We start from the raw sequence: 16,607 nt of genomic DNA, 5'->3' as shown, positions 1-16,607 counted from the left end.
ATTTTTGTTACCTCTTGTTACCACTCACATTAATTTACTGGTAACAGCTATAAGCATTGATAGCCCTAGCTGTTACCTTTGTTACCACTGTTACACTTTAAATATAAGAAGGTCAGTTTCATTACTATCATTCAGCAGAGCCCAACACATCACTATTGAACAAATAAACACGTTTAAGCCCTATTTCTGGTAGGCGTATGCTGTTTTGTGACCTACCATCTTTGCCTGCTTCTAGCCAACCTTTATCAATACATAAACGCGCAACCTTCCTTGAATCATAACCTTTACATATTTCTTTCCATGCAGAAGATAGAACATAAAACTGCACCGTCGGTTCTTGGTTGCCAGCACCTTTTTCAACACGACGAAAGCCCATCATATTGAGCGGTCGGCTATTCTCATCATACCAATCCGCAAAACGGCTAAATTGATTACGTGAGATAAAATCAGTCACTTGCTCTAAGGCGGTGATATCTTCCTGATTTGCTGTATGCCCACGCTCTTTCATCCAAGCCGCTAGGCACTTTTCAGCCGCAATATAGGCTTCACCCTCCTGCCAGCCTGTGATCCCTGCAATTGTGGCAATCTCCCCCGCCATCGCAACAAGGGCAAAACGGGTGATAGCCCGACCAACTTGGTTACCTGCATTTTCAGGCATCATTTTAGCGGTATACTCTTTTAATAATGTTTTTGCTGTACCTGAGATGAACGTGAGATCATTTGTAAGATATTTTAGCCAGTCACGGAATGGGGTACCGTGGTATTTAGTGACTGCATGCTCTAGGTATTCCGCTAAGGCTTTGCCGCTAGCAAATTGATGTAAGTCCTCAAATACACCGTGTTTACCTGAATCACTTGGGATTTGTATCATACGGACTTCAACCCCTGCATAAGTGCGTTCGCCTGCATTGGCCGCATGTTCAACCAATGACAATTCACCCGTTGAGAGAAACAGTAAATTCCATCGATTCGTTTCCCTGACGCTGCCATCCGTTTTTGCACGGGCTTTACCTTGGCCATTTGCCAACATGTAAGCAATGTTACCCGCTTCGCGTCCGTCCACTTCTCGGATTTCATCCAGCATTAGCGTAGCGTCATTACGACGGCAAGCCGTTCCCTCAAGCGCGTTACCTGTTGCCCGCCATGTGTACCAGTAATCGGTACCACCACAAACAGAAGCGGCCACTTTCATTGTGGTCGTCTTACCGTCTGTTGATTCACCTTTTAAATGGTAGCCACCGCCTCCCACACCGACTAATTTTAATAATGATGACGCAAAGGCAAGGCTTACGGAAAACGCCAGCCTAGCGTTTCCCACGCAATATTTACCAATATGCTCCCGCCATTCATCGCTAGTGCCTGCTACCCTAAAATCTTTACCTTGAACACTGGAGGTTTGCAAAATAACGGAATCTGCGCCAGTTCCAACAACTTCATCCTGCAACACATACACGTTGCCATGCCAGCCCGTTTTATTTACGCAAGTGACTTTTTTCTCTGGTCGGCACAATGAAATGTATTCCATTAAATGCGCACGAGCCTGCCCCGAAATGTTGATATATGAAAGCCCGTTCACCAAAAGTACACGACGTAATTCTTCACCGCTACCGCTTAACATTTCCATTGGCATTGCCCATTTACGGCAATTTCCGTAGGTATCATCCCATTCCAATAAACGGCCGTAATTACTGCCGTCTGCATCGCAGGTGATCGCGGTAACTTTTATTGGACTGCTGATTTTGATATTTCTGACCTCGGTGTCACCATCCGATTTATTCACCAGTTTGTCATACCACAAATATTCTTGAGTCAGCCTAAAGCCTTGGGGCAAATAGGCTTTATCCTTACCGCAGTATGTCATTTCCTCAAAGAATGCTTCTTTGACTTTGACCGTGCTATTTTCTTGTCGGTAATCATCCCAATCCGCTTTGTAATGGGTTGGCGGTAAGGTGATCCAACCATCAACGGCTTTGGCGGCTTTCTCTGCCCACACCTTACCCGTATTCTCTTTACCATCTATAAAATCGTTATCACCCGCAATAATGATTTTTACCGATGGATAACGTTCCCGTAGCTGCTGAGCGACTTTCACAAGGTTAGTAGCCGCAACAGCGGCCACAATAAAGGTATCAATTACCTTTGATAGGCTTAACCCCGTAGCAAAGCCCTCAGTAATCACAATTTGTTCAAGTGTGTCTTGTGGTTCCTCCGACACAACAATAAATGAACCTGAAAGCCCAGAACCAGATAACAATGCCTTATCACCTTCTGGGCTGATAAGTTGCCCACCTTTAACCTGAAATTGATTATCAACCAAGGGCAATAAAATTGAGCCCGTTGGAAAACTTAATTCACCTTGTTTATAGAAATTCTGTGTAATTAAACATTGATGGTTAATTAAGCCCTTATTTGTTAAGTATTGGCTTTCCCCTAGGCATGACGATGCTTTCAACTTTTCAAATAATTCGATGCCCCGAGTCACATTAACTTTTTTTATTTTGGTAGGCATGACCTTACTAAACTCTGGTAGAAGCAATATTTTATTGATTTCAAAACAAGCGGTTTTCGTATCTTTTCCTATCACTAGTTTGAGCAAATCCAACCCATCACCACTGCCACAGTGGTTACAAAACCATGTACCTTTTCCATTTTTATCATCAAAACGAAAACGGTCTTTACCACCACATTTCGGGCAAGCGCCATGTTTATGATTATCAGGAACGCAAACACCCAAACTCGTTAAAATATAGTGCCAACGCCCATTTGCAGAGCGCATAATATCCGTAACGGATGGTAACTGAGTAGGAGTAGTTGATGAATTAGAACTGTTTAGTAAACTCATTGTTTTATGTCCTTATTCATTAAACTACTTTCGCTGATCACAAATTCAACCTGTTCTGCTAAACATTCCATCATTGCCGCCATTCCCTCACTTGAGACATGACGCTGGCCATTAATAGAACTAGCTATAAGTAATTCAGATAGAAAGCTCGTCATTTGCGCGGCTCTTAATAATTGTTTTTCGCCCGATGCAGAAATGACTGTATTTATATGATTTGTATTTTTCATGATTAGCATTCCTCTGTTTGGCTTACAGGTAAACGACCTGCAAAAAGTAAGATGAAATCATGAGCAAGCAGCATTCGTGCATCATATTCAGTTGACGCAATAGCAGCCCGACGGCAAGGTTTTGCTGTGATGTCAGCACGTTTAATGCTCAAGAATAAGAATTTAAATTGAGTTTGGGTAGGGGTTGCCATCATGACGATGATCTCCAGTAACTTAGTTAAGGAGTCACCACCTGAAACGCCAATTTCGGGGGTGGTGACGTTGACAGGGTTGGCGTAACTGGAGTTACTGGAATCCAGCCAGCCCGAAGGCTGCCCCGCCAACGCCACCATAGAATCAGGGCGATACAAAACCGCATTTAATAGGTGCACGTAGGCATAGACACAAAAAAAGACGCAAGGCGCGTCATGTGTCGCCAGTAACTGATTCAGGACGCCAATCCCGACGTTAGATTTTGCTAACGTGCGATCAATATAGCCCAACCGTTTAGACGGATGCAACCCTTTTATTTTCATAATTAACATGTCTTAAATTGGGAAGAATAGATATTTTAGGATATGCCCAGATCAATCTGGGCATAGGGTTTACCCCGCAGAGATAGCAGAAAACCAGTTATTTTTAGATTTGGTTAAACCACCTGATAGATTAAAATGCATTGGTGAACTAAATAAATACCGATAATTTTTATTAGCGAAATATAAGTTGTTAATTCTTAAACGTAATCTATCCGTACCTATGCTTGCTGGGTTATCCGTCACTGCTAATCCACCAAGGTAAAAAATACTCGTTCCTTGAAAGTCCTCTTCTACCTCAATTGAGCAAAATAATTTCTGACCTTCTTCATTGTATTTAATCAGTTTCTTGGTTGGTTTTAATCGCAAAAATAGCTGCATTTTACCATTCATCATGTCGGCTTTTGCATCGATTACCTCACCTAAATTCTCAAGATTACGGTTATGTTCTTCCCAAATTAAAGCCGTATAATACTTAGGATCATAGGTATCAGCCATTTCCTGTAACCACTCAGGTTTAATCGTACGCTCATCGACTGTTTGCCCTTCTGTAGCAACACAAATCCAATTAGTTATTAATTGAGGATCACTCATAATGAAAATACCCCGTCTTCAATTTGGATGGCATTTTCATCAATGGCAGCATAGAGATTTCCATCACCGAGGCCATAACCTTCATTTCTAATATAACTGTGCTCATAGACTTTTCTGTCATCCACAAACTCGGCACGAAAACGACGGGTATTTTTCTGGGTATAAATATGCAAATTATCTAATGTGGTAACCACTAAGCGACGACCAGGCATAAATGGTGGAATAATAGCGAAGCGTCCTGCAACCGTACTTAACGCCATTTGACTTGCCTGAATATCTGCGGCGTTATCTGCCCCTCTAAATAGTTTTTCACGGTATAAAGCAGCAAGTTCTGAGCCAACCAATACGACTAATCTAGGGTCTTCACGGAACTCTTCGGGTATTTTTTTGATAATAAGAAAGTTGGCCATGGCATCTAAGTTAGGGAAATCACCGTCTTTACCTAAAACAATTTTATCCGTTACAATTTGAGAGCCGTTATTAAATGATTTTGCTATGGTATGCCAACCACAGTTAACATCTTGCCCTCGTTTATATTTTTCTGGCTTTGTTGGAAACCCACAAAACTCGCCATTAAAGCCAACACGTATCATGTCTAGCGATACTGTTTTAGAGAACAAATCAGACATCACTTTAGTAAAGTGCTCATCATCACCACTACGGCTATTTGCAATTATCGAAAGCTGTTCGTAGGTAAGAGCCGTACAGGTATCCGTTTCCTCTAGCGTATAAGAAATAGCATCCATGCTTAAACGCTTATGAAAACGCTCCTCAATTGAACGACCAGTATGAAGGCTACTATCACCAAGGTTAACTGTATCCCCTTTGATTTCACTTACATCGGTTATTGTTAATTTATTTAAAAACCAATTCGAGTCTGATATTGCTACGCGCAATAAAGTTTCAGATGTATTAGTAATTGAAAATGTTTTACTATTTTTAGAAAAGTAATTTGCACCGCGTGTAAAATTGGCGTGAAAATCCCTTGCCACATTTGGTACTGTAGTAGCATACATAATATATTCCTTTTATATTTATTACATTAGATCTGATTTATTTTGAATTCTTTTTTGAATAGAAACCATTTTAGAAACATATTCATCTGCAGTTAATACTGTATTCACTGACTTATTATTAATATCATAATACTCTTTATAATAATTTAGTTGATTATCAGAGGTGTTTCTTCTCACATATTTATCAGTTGATAGATGACAATCACTAACAATTTTATTTATGTGCTTCTTTAAGTTCTCACACTCATCTAATATTAAATTACATTCATTTGAATAACCCCAATTCAAATTAGATCTTAATGAATGCGTAGTTATTTTCTCGTTCGGTATTGAAATTAAAAACTCCGATTTATAACCAGTTACGTTTTCTTTTAATAACTGTTCAACCACTGGCCTTAACAGTCCATATACCCCACTAATCTTACTTAACTTGTCTTGAGCATTACCTAAGCATCCTCTCGCTCTTTCAACGTTATCGTAAGAGTCTGATGCCCATGCATGTGCAGTTCTATAGTTATTTGGCTTTCTCAGTCGCCCTTCACTTAAATTTTCCAAGTAGGTTTCTGCATCTTCTAGTTTCTGAACCTGTACATCACAATCTGCTATATATTTTTCTAACAGTTGATTACCTTTATCAATGAGCAGCTTCACTTCTTTTGCAGTTGGCATTGAATTATCAAAGCTAAACCCTATGATTTCACCTAATGCGTTAACTTTATTTCTTAACATAAATAGATGATTTATTTCTATAGCACGAATAATAAACCCTGTATCTTTACCGTTAGCTTCAAATGGGATTGCTTTATAATTTAAAACAAAACTTAATGACTCATCTTTATAGAAAGATATATTTTCGGTCATTATCTTCTCCTTGCATTATTGATTATCCATTCATTTATTTCAGACTCTAGCCATGCAACAGAACGTGACCCTATTTTCATTTGCTTAGGAAAATCGTTCGATTTCATTTTTAAATAAATTGTGGAAGTTGGTAGACCTGTTAATAAAGTTACTTCTGGTAGCCTTAACAACCTATTTTCGGTGTTAAGTTCCCCCAAAGGTAATAAGCTCATAGTTATTCCCTTATAATTAAATTCTGTTTTTGAATCTTATTAGATGTTACTAGATGTCGTTGGATGTCTTTATATTTACACAGACATTAAGAATGGTAAAGAGAGAGGCTAAGGCATGATTTTTAGAATTATTATCTATGTCTAATTTTTGAACAACTCAAATAGCAACAAATAGTTATCAGTATTACTAGTCATTATCATTCATAACTAATCGTTCCCAATATAAAATTGCGAATTTAACAAACGGTTAAACAACTCCCTTTTGTAAAGAATTTTAATTATTTGTAAATTTACGCAAGTGAATTATAATGCATTGAAATTTAACACATTTAAATTTCAGCAAAATACTCAAAATAAACCACACATTATTTGTGTAATATTTACTCTAAAACAAATTCCTGAAATTGAGGTTCTATAGCAAAAAGTTTATGTATAACAATGTGTATAGGAAATAAAGAAAGAAAATAATATTTATTAAAAATCAACACATTGAATTAACTAGTCGATTCCTGCAGGGGACACCAGTACAAACGAAACCAACCTATTCCCAATCCTCACAAAAAATCATAGCAACTATTCATGTTATGCCGAACTATACAAAGCTAAACTGGCATGAACACATGGTGGAGAGAACATTAGTCTTTAATTGATGGCTATTGATATTTGACTTATGTATATTGTTAATCACTTAATCATACGGATGTATGTATCGTCATGGCTGAACTGATTACTTATGAAATCATATTAGGGATTGCAGTGTTTTTTTGCTTTTGGAATATAGACAGAACCAATACTTTCTGGTCTTTTATTCGAGTTATCGCTGGAATATGCCTGATAGCCACCATGTGCATGCTTGGAATGATCATAGCGTACGTTGCATCATAGCAATCATCTATCTAACGTAAATATTGGAATATATGTAGTGACATTCACCGTTATTTATCTTTTATTTGCTGCCTTTTTACTCCTGTGGCTTGCTTATTGGAGCTTTTCAGCACTATTTCCAAAATCACCACCAAGTAGTGTTTTATGTCTTTTCGCTAGGACAATCATCGGTGTGTCCTTGGTCTTATCTGCTATCTATGTAGCTCTTGTCGCTTTCGCAATCACCATCTAGTTGAATGTTGAATGTTGAATTTCCCCCTAGCCCTTTCAATCTCTCGAATGAATTTCTTGTCCAAGTTGCATTTTGCTATAGCGCTATGGCATCAGCGAATCACTGAGGCATCTCACTCCAATTTACCTGTTCAGGAATATCAGGCTGTTTTAGCCCCCTCAGCTAGTAACATCAATTTGTTTTCTTTCAATATTAGCCTAAATCACATTAATAAATTCACCTGATAAATAATATTTACTACTCTATAGATATACACAGGCAGAAAAAATGCGTTATCTGAAAACATGATACTATTAACATTAATTATCGTTTCTGCAATTATCAGACTACTTGATTCATTCATTTTAATTACCAATTAAAAGTTTACATCAATATAGCTAACTAATCATACTTGTACCACTTGAGCACTCATATCGCAATTAACGGTAGGCAGGGCATACACAATATATTAGGAATACAAGTTAGAGGCTCTTGCTTAGTTAGCCAACAACTGAAACTTTCCTGTTACTATGAATAATCTGCTCTCTTAGGGAAAAACAGTGCTGGCAGTTCGTTTATCAGTCTAAATAGAAAAATCCTATTTTTCATCTGAACATTTTTATCAAGAATAGAACTTTCTATTATCAACTCTACTGCGCGTATTCACTGAGATAATCTATCAATGAAAAATTTTATCATTATTCTTTTTTTACCACTTTTACTTTTAGCCTGCACAAAGAAAGAGCGAAAATTAGTCGTTATTTCTGGAATGAGCAAAGCTGATGTCATTAAAATTGAAGGGATACCGATTAGCTCTGCCTCTCAAGCTCAGTATGATTTGTTATTTTATTCGGATCAAATATTAACCAATCTGCCAAGTCAGAAAGCGGATCATGTGTTTATCTTTATTGATAATAAATTGATGGAATACTCAACAATAAATATTCGTTCAATTCATGATGAAAGTACAAGGGTAGGATTAAATGCAGAACAGAGCCTAGCATGCTGGGTAAATCAATTAAACTTACCTGTTAATCCATCTGCTATTGCAAATGAAAATACAATAACAAATGGGGTCAATTGTTTTTCGAATGTACGTAATGAAGACAATTAATTTCACTATTTTAAATTCATTTTAGTCAAATAATGAGATTGCATTCCCGTTTCAGGAAAATTTGGCAGTGACATTTGCTGGATATAACCTAATTTTTGGTAGAATGGTAATGCTTGAAAACTAAATGTATCGACTAAAGAATGAAGGCAGCCTACTTTTGAAGCCTCATGCTCAGCTGCTTGCATTAATTGCCTCCCTATTCCTTCATTTCTCGCAGATTCACTTACCCATAAATAATCAATACATAACCAATTGGCTCTGATTGTTGCAATCAAGCCCCCCTGCATTACACCATCATCATCTTTAAAATATACCCCTAGTTGACCGAATCGAGAGGCATCTAAAAACTGTACATTAAAACTACGAAGCCCCGCCAGTAATTCATCACGATCTTCTGGACTTACTTCATGTGTAATAACAATATTCATATTCAATTATATTCATTCTGGTTATACGTATTGGTATTTCGAACATACTTATATGATAAAGTAAATAGGTGAGTAAGATTTATAAAGAAAAAATAAAATGCGGTGACTCATTAAAAAACATCGGTTTCTAATATTTGAGCAATTAAATCGGCAACAGATAACACTAAAGACGATTTGACCATTTGTTGATAGCGTTGTTTCTGTAAACTCATTAGCTGCTGGTCAACCATGTCCTCAGGTTGATCAAAACGCATCATTTCAGGTAATGGCCCTATACAGTGAAGCGTTTTAATACTGCCTATTATTTCATCATCGGTATAATCTAATTTTAATTCTTGGTGAGATAACGAGTCATTTAATGCTAAAAATAATTCAATATCTTCATAGGTTTCGCGTGTTATAGCTCCCAAAGCAAATAACAATTTTAAACGTACAGATAAATCACCTAATGGGCCATTTCCTGTTAAAAGAGGTTCAACCGCATATTTTACGGCATAATCATCCTTTCTAAACACTTTTAACATCAACTTATCAATAGCTTGTGAAATAAGAATAATAGCCTCTTGAACAAACAAATGTAATTCTGGCCGCTGATTTAGCCGTTCAAGAATTTGATTTTCAATGTCTTGTTTATTTTCCATAATAATTTCTTTTGTCACTTTATGGCCAGCAGCTTGATATTTATTCGCAACTAACCATAAAGTGATTAAACCTCACCAATTAACTCATTATCCGTAATATTACCTATTACTCTACTTCATTAGCTCATACTGCGCACAAATTTTATTAATAATGACAGGGTGATGTTGAAGTCCACTTAATTCAACTATAGCTTGATATAGACCTTTATCTTCAATTAGAGCTGTCATTTCAATAGATTGAGGGTCACTAGTGCATCTAAAATGAAGCGCAGCTGCAATACCCATTATCAAATTCTTATTAGGGAGTTCATACTCTAATGTCCCCAATAGTGGCTTAATCAATCTATCTTCAGGGCTGAGTTTACGAATAGGTTGGCGCCCTACTCGACTCACATCATCCTTTAAATAAGGGTTAGCAAAGCGGCTTAATATTTTTTCAATATATTGCTGGTGCTTATCTGCATTAAACCCATACCGTTGAATTAAAACTTGCCCACTTTCTTCCATTGCAGCTTTTACGATAGCGAGAATCTTAGGGTCATTAATGGCATCTCTGATTGTTTGGTAGCCATATAATTGGCCTAGATATGCAGTAATCGCATGGCCTGTATTTAACGTGAATAGTTTTCGCTCAACAAATGCCATTAAATTATCCGTCAACTCCATACCGTCGATTGTCGGAATATTGCCAATAAATTGTGTTTTGTCGACAATCCATTCACTGAATGATTCGACAGTTACAGAAAGAGGGTCATCATTCGCTGCATCCATTGGAGGAACAATCCGGTCAACGGCGGAGTCAACAAAACCAACATATTGTTCAACCCATCCGTGTGTTTCTACAGGTAATTGAGCAAGAATATGTCGTTTTAATTGGCTTGTTCCTCTAACCATATTTTCACACGCAATAATATTGAGGGGCTTTTGGTTATTTAATTTACATCTTAAAGCAATACCTTGCGCTAAAGTCCCTGCTATTTTTTCGAGAATTTGTGGGCCTACTGCGGTTGTCACCATATCTGCAGAGGCTATATATTCTATTGTCTTTGGATCATTAGAATTAATTGCGTGTACATTTTGTACTTTTTCTATGCTACTTTCTTGCCCAACAACATGAACCTGATATGACTGCTGATGCTCTAGCTGATCAATTAATAGCTGATTAATATCGGTAAATGTGAGTTGTGAATTCGCATCAGAAAGTAATTTACCAATAAAACCACGACCGATATTACCTGCACCAAAATGAATGACTTTCATTGTTATTATCCTCACGCTGCACTTTGCGATGCTAAAATTTCGAGCACTTCTTGAATACTTTGGGTATTACACAATTTATCTATCACCCCATCTTCATCTAGTGCAGAGGTGATTCGTGTAATCACTTCAATATGCTCATTATTTTGTGCCGCGATGCCAATAACAAGACGTGCAATTTCATCGGGTTCATCTCCGAATTGAACACCTTCAGGATATTGGCAAATAACAATACCCGTTTTTAAAACACGATCTTTCGCTTCAATAGTTCCATGTGGGACTGCAATTGATTCACCAAGATAAGTTGAGGTTAATTTTTCTCTCGCTAACATCGCTTCAATATAATCAGGTTCTACATACCCACCCTCAACTAATTTTTGTCCCGCAAATTGAATTGCTTGCGTTTTATTCTTCGCTGATAAATTTAAGTAAATATGCTTGGCGCTAAGTGTAAACAACGCTTCATCTTTATCTTCAATATCAAAAGATTCATCATTTGCAGCAACAATTGTTTGCTTGATTAAGCGTCCATCATTTGCAGCAGTAGGATGTTTTTTCGCGATTAAATTAGTCACTAAATCATTATATATTTGACCATCTAAGAAATTCGCTAAAGAAATGTGCATTGCATTAGGTGCAAATGTTTTAGCTCTTTCAGTGAGGTCTTTGTGCGTTATCACAATATCAACACTCGTAGGAAGGTCATTGATAGCCATGTTCGTGACATAAATATCAAGCAACCCCGCATCACGAATCTTTTTCGCTAATACACCTGCCCCCATCGCACTGGAGCCCATTCCCGCATCACAAGCAACAATAATATTACGCACATTTGCAAGATTAACTGTTGAATTGTTATTCGTTACTTCCTTGCTCGATGATTTAGATTGCGCTTTCATATCACGCATTTTTTTCGTCGCATTATCTAATTCATCATCATCGCCCACACGGGTTCTTTTTAATAAAATTGCAGAAACTAAGAAAGAAACAAGTGTTGCACTAATCACAGACAGAATAACGCCAATTAAAGATGATTTTGGTGTCATCAGTAAAACTGCAAAAATAGAGCCTGGTGATGCAGGAGAGACTAAACCAGCATGAAATAGGTTCATCACAAACACACCTGTCATGCCGCCAAGAATAACTGCAAGAATTAACCGCGGATTCATTAAAACGTATGGGAAATAAATTTCGTGGATCCCGCCGAAAAAGTGAATAATTGCAGCACCAGGCGCAGACTGTTTAGCATTCCCTTTACCAAAAAACATGTATGCCAATAACACACCCAAACCTGGACCTGGGTTAGCTTCTATTAAGAAAAAAATAGACGCGCCTGTTTCAGTCGCTTGTTGAATACCTAATGGGGAAAAGATTCCGTGGTTAATGGCATTATTCAAAAAGAGTATTTTGGCTGGCTCAACAAAAATCGAAGTTAAGGGCAGTAGATTATTTTCTACCATCACATTTACACCCGCCGCCAACACTTTTGATAAGCCAGCAACGAGAGGCCCAATAGCAAGGTAAGCAAGTATCGCCAAAAGCATACCAATAATGCCAGATGAAAAGTTATTTACTAGCATTTCAAAGCCCGTTTTGACTTTACCATCTATCCAGCTATCAAAACGTTTAATAGCATAACCACCTAATGGCCCTGCAATCATTGCGCCCATAAACATTGGCATATCGGCACCAACAATTACCCCCATTGTTGTAATGGCCCCGACAATACCGCCTCTTTCACCACCAATAAGACGACCGCCCGTATAACCAATTAGCAGTGGTAATAAATAGGTGATCATTGGACCTACAAGCTGTGCCAACGTTTCATTTGGCCACCACCCCGTAGGGATAAAGAGCGCGGTAATTAAGCCCCACGCAATGAAAGCACCAATATTAGGCATAACCATATTACTGAGGAAACGCCCAAAATTCTGTACCTTTAATTTGATATTTGATGTTACCATGATAGAACCCCGTGGTACGAGAACGATAAGATTGCAACGTTATCGCCAAATAACGTTAGTGAATATTTAGACGCTTTCACTCTAACATGGCCTTTATCAGATGCGTACCACGCGGGCCTTATGTGACGGAAGTCACCTAAACCCCCCTCATCCCCCCACCTAAATATTGATCATGCTCACAAATAAATAGTGTAGTTTTACTACAAAGACGTTTTTTCACATAAAAAAAGCAAAAAAACGAGATTAATATCACATAAAAATACTTACCTTAATTTTCAGAAAAGAGATCCTGATCACAAATTATTTTCATATTCACCTTTTTTAACTCCATTAAAAACTCGATTAACCTTTTTATAGCTAGTAGATTTTATTTTGTAATTAATTTTCACTCGTTACTTATTTCAAAAAAGCACCTATGAAATGGATATAAAGTTGAAAATACAGGCTTAGCACTCATCTCATTTTGTATTTTCTATCTTTTTGCGATATCGTTAATAGGATTAACTGCAACTTATTATTATCCATAGAATATTTAGCCTTGATTCAAAAGATGTTCACCGATAAATTATTCTTAAACCTCTTCATTAAAATGTGAATATAATGACTTTAACCATTATTGTTTTTCTTTTGGTTTACGTTGCCATGGGCTTTGGTAAGTTACCTGGTTTTAAAGTAGATAGAACGGGAGCCGCTATTATTGGTGCCTTGGCCATGATGGCAGCTGATAGCATTACCCCACCACATGCATGGAATGCCATTGATTATCGGACAATTGGGATGCTGTTCGGCTTAATGGTCGTATCTGCATCATTTGTTGTATCTGGTTTTTATAGTTGGACAGCGAACCGTGTTGCGATGCTAAAAGTTTCTCCTCCAGCACTTTTAGCCGTATTAATCGGTGTTGGCGGAATTCTTTCCGCTTTATTAACCAATGATGTTGTCGTTGTAGCCATGACACCATTATTAGTTTCTATTAGCTTATCTCGCGGTTTAAACCCTATTCCATTTTTATTAGGCTTTTGTTTTGCCGCAAATAACGGTGCTGCAGGCTCATTAATTGGTAGCCCACAGAATATGATTGCAGCTCAAGGGCTCGATATTTCCTTTGTCGGTTTATTAGAAGCTTCCGCAATCCCTGCCTTACTGTCATTACCTATCACGTGGTTCGTCTTAGTTTGGCTGTACCGCAAGCGTTGGTACATAGCTAAGGACGAAACGCAAACTACAGTATCGACAATGCAAGAAAACCTCAATGTGTGGGAAACGACTAAAGCAGGAGTTATTACGCTTGCCGTTATTATTGCGTTTATTGTAAGTGATATCCCAAGGGAATTAATTGCCCTTACTGCTGCCGGATTCTTATTATTAAACCGCTCAATCGCATCAAGCGATATGCTTAAATTAGTTGATGGGAATTTGTTACTCTTAATTATGGGACTGTTTGTCGTCAATGCCGCGTTTGCCTCAACAGGTATTCCCCAGCAACTCCTCGATGATTTACGCACCCATGGCGTTGATTTAAATAATCCATTCGCTTTATTCTTAGTGACTGGAGTTCTCAGCACAATTGTGGGAAATAACCCTTCGGTAATGCTACTCGTTCCATTTTTAACCCCTGATGGAAATGCTGACGCCCTTGGTGCAGCATTAGTGCTAGGCTCAGGGTTTTCCAGCAATTTATTAGTATTTGGCAGCCTTGCAGGTATTATTGTTGTTGAACAAGCCGCGGCTTATGGCGTAAAAATATCGTTTAGTGAGTTTGCAAAATCGGGTGGTGTTGTTGCCGCGTTATGTATGATATTAGCGGCAATATGGATAGTATTAGTCTTGTAAGAATAATTGCAATTTATTACCAGCCACGCTAAGTAAATGGCTGGTAATAAAATTTCAATATTTAGGGAAGAATAGCAAATGAACGCACAGGAAACCCACTCGCATTATTTGGTTTAGCGACAATATTAAAGATCACTGCCCCACGAGTCGGTACTTTATCCAAGTTTGCCAGTAGTTCCACTTGGTAAGTATCTTGATCTAAAACGTAATACTCCCCAAGTAACGCATTATTTTTACGGAAATCTTTTGCCGCATCTGTATCAAACGTTTCATGTCCAATTGCTTTAATACCCCGTTCTTCAAATAAGAACTTTAAGGCATCCATCCCCCAGCCAGGTATTTGGTTATTACCTTCTTCGTCTTTATTATCCATAAGCTCTTGTGATGGCCAACGTTTGCTCCAATCTGTTCTTAGTGCAACAAAACTGTCAGGTTCAATTTTTCCATGCTGTTCCTCAAAAGTCAGTACATCATTAAGAGAAAATGCAAAGTTTGGATCTTGTTTTGCTCTTTCGGATTGATCAATAACAATTAAAGGTAAAACGAGTTCTTTTAGCTCTAGCTCATGCAGAAAACGTTTACCTTCAACAAAATGACATGGCGCATCAATGTGCGTGCCATATTGCCCTGGGAAGGTAAATTGCTGAGCAAAGAAACCTTCTGCATAGCCAAATAAGGTTTTAAACTCAGCAGCATCAAACATAAAAAAATGCGGTGAATTCCCATCAAAGCTGTGTGTTAAATCAACCCATTTCTTGCTCTTTATAATATTAAATGCATCAATCAGTTCGTGACTCATATTCTTCCCCTGTCAGGTTGATTTTGTTCAGTGTTTTTATGACGTTGTATTTTTTGTTGTGTTACTTATCTATTTAATAGCAGTAAAAATATTGTGTTGTCTAGGAATTTAATAAGAATAAATTTCATATTAAGTTTTAAAAAAGCCACTTATTAATTTAATAATAAGTGGCTAGGTAAGAATAAAAAAATAAAAATTAGACTAGGATTTTATTTAGGGTATTTATTCCAGCTTTCTGGTTCGATAAAGCCATCATAAATACGCTGAGAACGAATATAATCCGCATATTCTTTAGACTCAAAAGCCTCTTTTAAATCCTTAGCCCATTGAGAATCAAGATCTTTTTGCATGACAGTGACAATAACACGGTGTTCTAATGGTGAGTTTTCAACAACTAATCCATCGGCAATACGCTGGCCTGCACTTGCGACATAATTGCCATTTACCACAACAAAATCAACATCATCAAGTAATCTTAATCCTTGAGCTGCGTCCGTTTCACGCACATCTAAATGATATTTTCCTGATGAAATATCATTAACACTAAAACTCAATGTGCTGACATTCGGTTTAATTTTAATCCAGCCTAGTTGTTCTAAGATCCGCGCCCCTCTTTCTGCATTTACAGGGTCGTTAGATAAAGCGACAATCATGCCATCTTTTACATCATCAATTGATTTGTGTTTATTTGAACGTAAACTTTGTGGCGCGCTTGGTGAGTCTGTCAATGCGACCATATTAATATTATTCTTTTTGTTATATGCATCCATATATGCGCGGCTTTGGTTCACCGATGCATCAATAGAACCTTCTTCAAATGCAGGATTAATTTGCCTATTTTGTGAAAATTGACGCAAAGTTACCTTATAGCCTTTTTTCTCTAAAATAGGGACGATTCCTTTATCTACTTGATCGATATAATTACCAACTCCAAAACCTATCGTAATCTGTTTTTTATTTGGATTATCTTTTTCATTGTTATCACCACATGCTGAAAGCACAAAAACAGCTGATGCGATTAAAGATAAATTTATTAATTTTTGTTTTAACATATGTAACAACCCTGTGAAAATATTTCAGCCAGTATAATCATATTAATTTGGTTGTTCTTAGATCAGATAATTATAACTTAGTTAATTAGTGATATAAGAATAGGTTTTAATTCCTTTAAGTTATATGGATATAACAAATAGATCGTTCGATAAATGATG

At 37.4% G+C, this 16,607-nt stretch carries 15 protein-coding genes; 2 read left to right on the top strand and 13 right to left on the bottom strand.

Going from position 1 to position 16,607, the window contains the following annotated elements; genetic code table 11:
- Window positions 1-127: 127 nt before the first annotated feature.
- From ACE2AL_RS08055 to ACE2AL_RS08025, 7 genes are all read right to left on the bottom strand, one after another.
- Window positions 128-2,842 (bottom strand): DUF927 domain-containing protein, encoded by a 2,715-nt coding sequence (locus tag ACE2AL_RS08055; RefSeq protein ID WP_375084226.1) that lies wholly within the window; start codon window positions 2,840-2,842, stop codon window positions 128-130.
- The gene (locus tag ACE2AL_RS08050; protein WP_150375674.1) at window positions 2,839-3,069 is read right to left on the bottom strand and encodes a hypothetical protein; all 231 of its coding nucleotides are present in this window, start codon (window positions 3,067-3,069) and stop codon (window positions 2,839-2,841) included. The genes ACE2AL_RS08055 and ACE2AL_RS08050 overlap by 4 nt, the downstream gene beginning before the upstream one ends.
- Window positions 3,070-3,071: 2 nt before the next feature.
- Window positions 3,072-3,584 carry a host cell division inhibitor Icd-like protein gene (locus tag ACE2AL_RS08045; protein ID WP_375084225.1) on the bottom strand — a complete coding sequence of 171 codons (513 nt, stop codon included), beginning with the start codon at window positions 3,582-3,584 and terminating at the stop codon, window positions 3,072-3,074.
- Between the two features lie 69 nt (window positions 3,585-3,653).
- Window positions 3,654-4,175, bottom strand: a complete 522-nt coding sequence (locus tag ACE2AL_RS08040) for a GPO family capsid scaffolding protein (protein ID WP_150375678.1) — start codon at window positions 4,173-4,175, stop codon at window positions 3,654-3,656.
- Window positions 4,172-5,191 carry a P2 family phage major capsid protein gene (locus ACE2AL_RS08035; protein WP_375084224.1) on the bottom strand — a complete coding sequence of 340 codons (1,020 nt, stop codon included), beginning with the start codon at window positions 5,189-5,191 and terminating at the stop codon, window positions 4,172-4,174. Before ACE2AL_RS08035 ends, ACE2AL_RS08040 begins: the two co-directional genes overlap by 4 nt.
- Window positions 5,192-5,212: 21 nt before the next feature.
- Entirely contained in the window at window positions 5,213-6,052 is an 840-nt protein-coding gene (locus ACE2AL_RS08030) for a hypothetical protein (protein ID WP_375084223.1), read from the bottom strand.
- Window positions 6,052-6,264 (bottom strand): AlpA family transcriptional regulator, encoded by a 213-nt coding sequence (locus ACE2AL_RS08025; RefSeq protein WP_210846750.1) that lies wholly within the window; start codon window positions 6,262-6,264, stop codon window positions 6,052-6,054. Before ACE2AL_RS08025 ends, ACE2AL_RS08030 begins: the two co-directional genes overlap by 1 nt.
- Window positions 6,265-8,042: 1,778 nt before the next feature.
- Here ACE2AL_RS08025 and ACE2AL_RS08020 point away from each other — a divergent pair.
- Entirely contained in the window at window positions 8,043-8,474 is a 432-nt protein-coding gene (locus ACE2AL_RS08020) for a hypothetical protein (protein WP_206082412.1), read from the top strand.
- Between the two features lie 5 nt (window positions 8,475-8,479).
- Here the strand turns inward: ACE2AL_RS08020 and ACE2AL_RS08015 are convergent, their stop codons facing one another.
- The 4 genes from ACE2AL_RS08015 to ACE2AL_RS08000 all read right to left on the bottom strand — a co-directional run bounded on the left by ACE2AL_RS08015 (window position 8,480) and on the right by ACE2AL_RS08000 (window position 12,764).
- Window positions 8,480-8,902: a GNAT family N-acetyltransferase gene (locus tag ACE2AL_RS08015; RefSeq protein WP_375084222.1), complete on the bottom strand. Its 423-nt coding sequence runs from the start codon at window positions 8,900-8,902 to the stop codon at window positions 8,480-8,482.
- Between the two features lie 110 nt (window positions 8,903-9,012).
- Window positions 9,013-9,543, bottom strand: coding sequence for an MltR family transcriptional regulator (locus ACE2AL_RS08010; protein WP_206082414.1), 531 nt, complete (start codon window positions 9,541-9,543; stop codon window positions 9,013-9,015).
- A 111-nt stretch (window positions 9,544-9,654) separates the two neighbouring features.
- Window positions 9,655-10,803, bottom strand: coding sequence for a mannitol-1-phosphate 5-dehydrogenase (locus tag ACE2AL_RS08005; protein ID WP_375084221.1), 1,149 nt, complete (start codon window positions 10,801-10,803; stop codon window positions 9,655-9,657).
- Window positions 10,804-10,814: 11 nt separating this feature from the next.
- On the bottom strand, window positions 10,815-12,764 hold the full coding sequence (locus ACE2AL_RS08000) for a PTS mannitol transporter subunit IICBA (RefSeq protein ID WP_272539909.1): 1,950 nt from the start codon (window positions 12,762-12,764) through the stop codon (window positions 10,815-10,817).
- 600 nt (window positions 12,765-13,364) lie between these two features.
- Between ACE2AL_RS08000 and ACE2AL_RS07995 the strand changes: the two genes are divergently transcribed.
- The gene (locus tag ACE2AL_RS07995) at window positions 13,365-14,597 is read left to right on the top strand and encodes an SLC13 family permease (RefSeq protein WP_206082417.1); all 1,233 of its coding nucleotides are present in this window, start codon (window positions 13,365-13,367) and stop codon (window positions 14,595-14,597) included.
- 61 nt (window positions 14,598-14,658) lie between these two features.
- Here ACE2AL_RS07995 and ACE2AL_RS07990 read toward each other — a convergent pair whose 3' ends face one another.
- On the bottom strand, window positions 14,659-15,396 hold the full coding sequence (locus ACE2AL_RS07990) for a cyclase family protein (RefSeq protein WP_206082418.1): 738 nt from the start codon (window positions 15,394-15,396) through the stop codon (window positions 14,659-14,661).
- A gap of 209 nt (window positions 15,397-15,605) precedes the next feature.
- Window positions 15,606-16,448, bottom strand: coding sequence for a MetQ/NlpA family ABC transporter substrate-binding protein (locus ACE2AL_RS07985; protein WP_206082419.1), 843 nt, complete (start codon window positions 16,446-16,448; stop codon window positions 15,606-15,608).
- Window positions 16,449-16,607 lie beyond the last annotated feature (159 nt).

The sequence above is a fragment of the Providencia xihuensis genome, from assembly GCF_041953405.1.
GTDB lineage: Bacteria > Pseudomonadota > Gammaproteobacteria > Enterobacterales > Enterobacteriaceae > Providencia > Providencia vermicola.
Note: the sequence above shows the minus strand (reverse complement) of the source record. Positions and strands in the feature narration are given on the sequence as shown.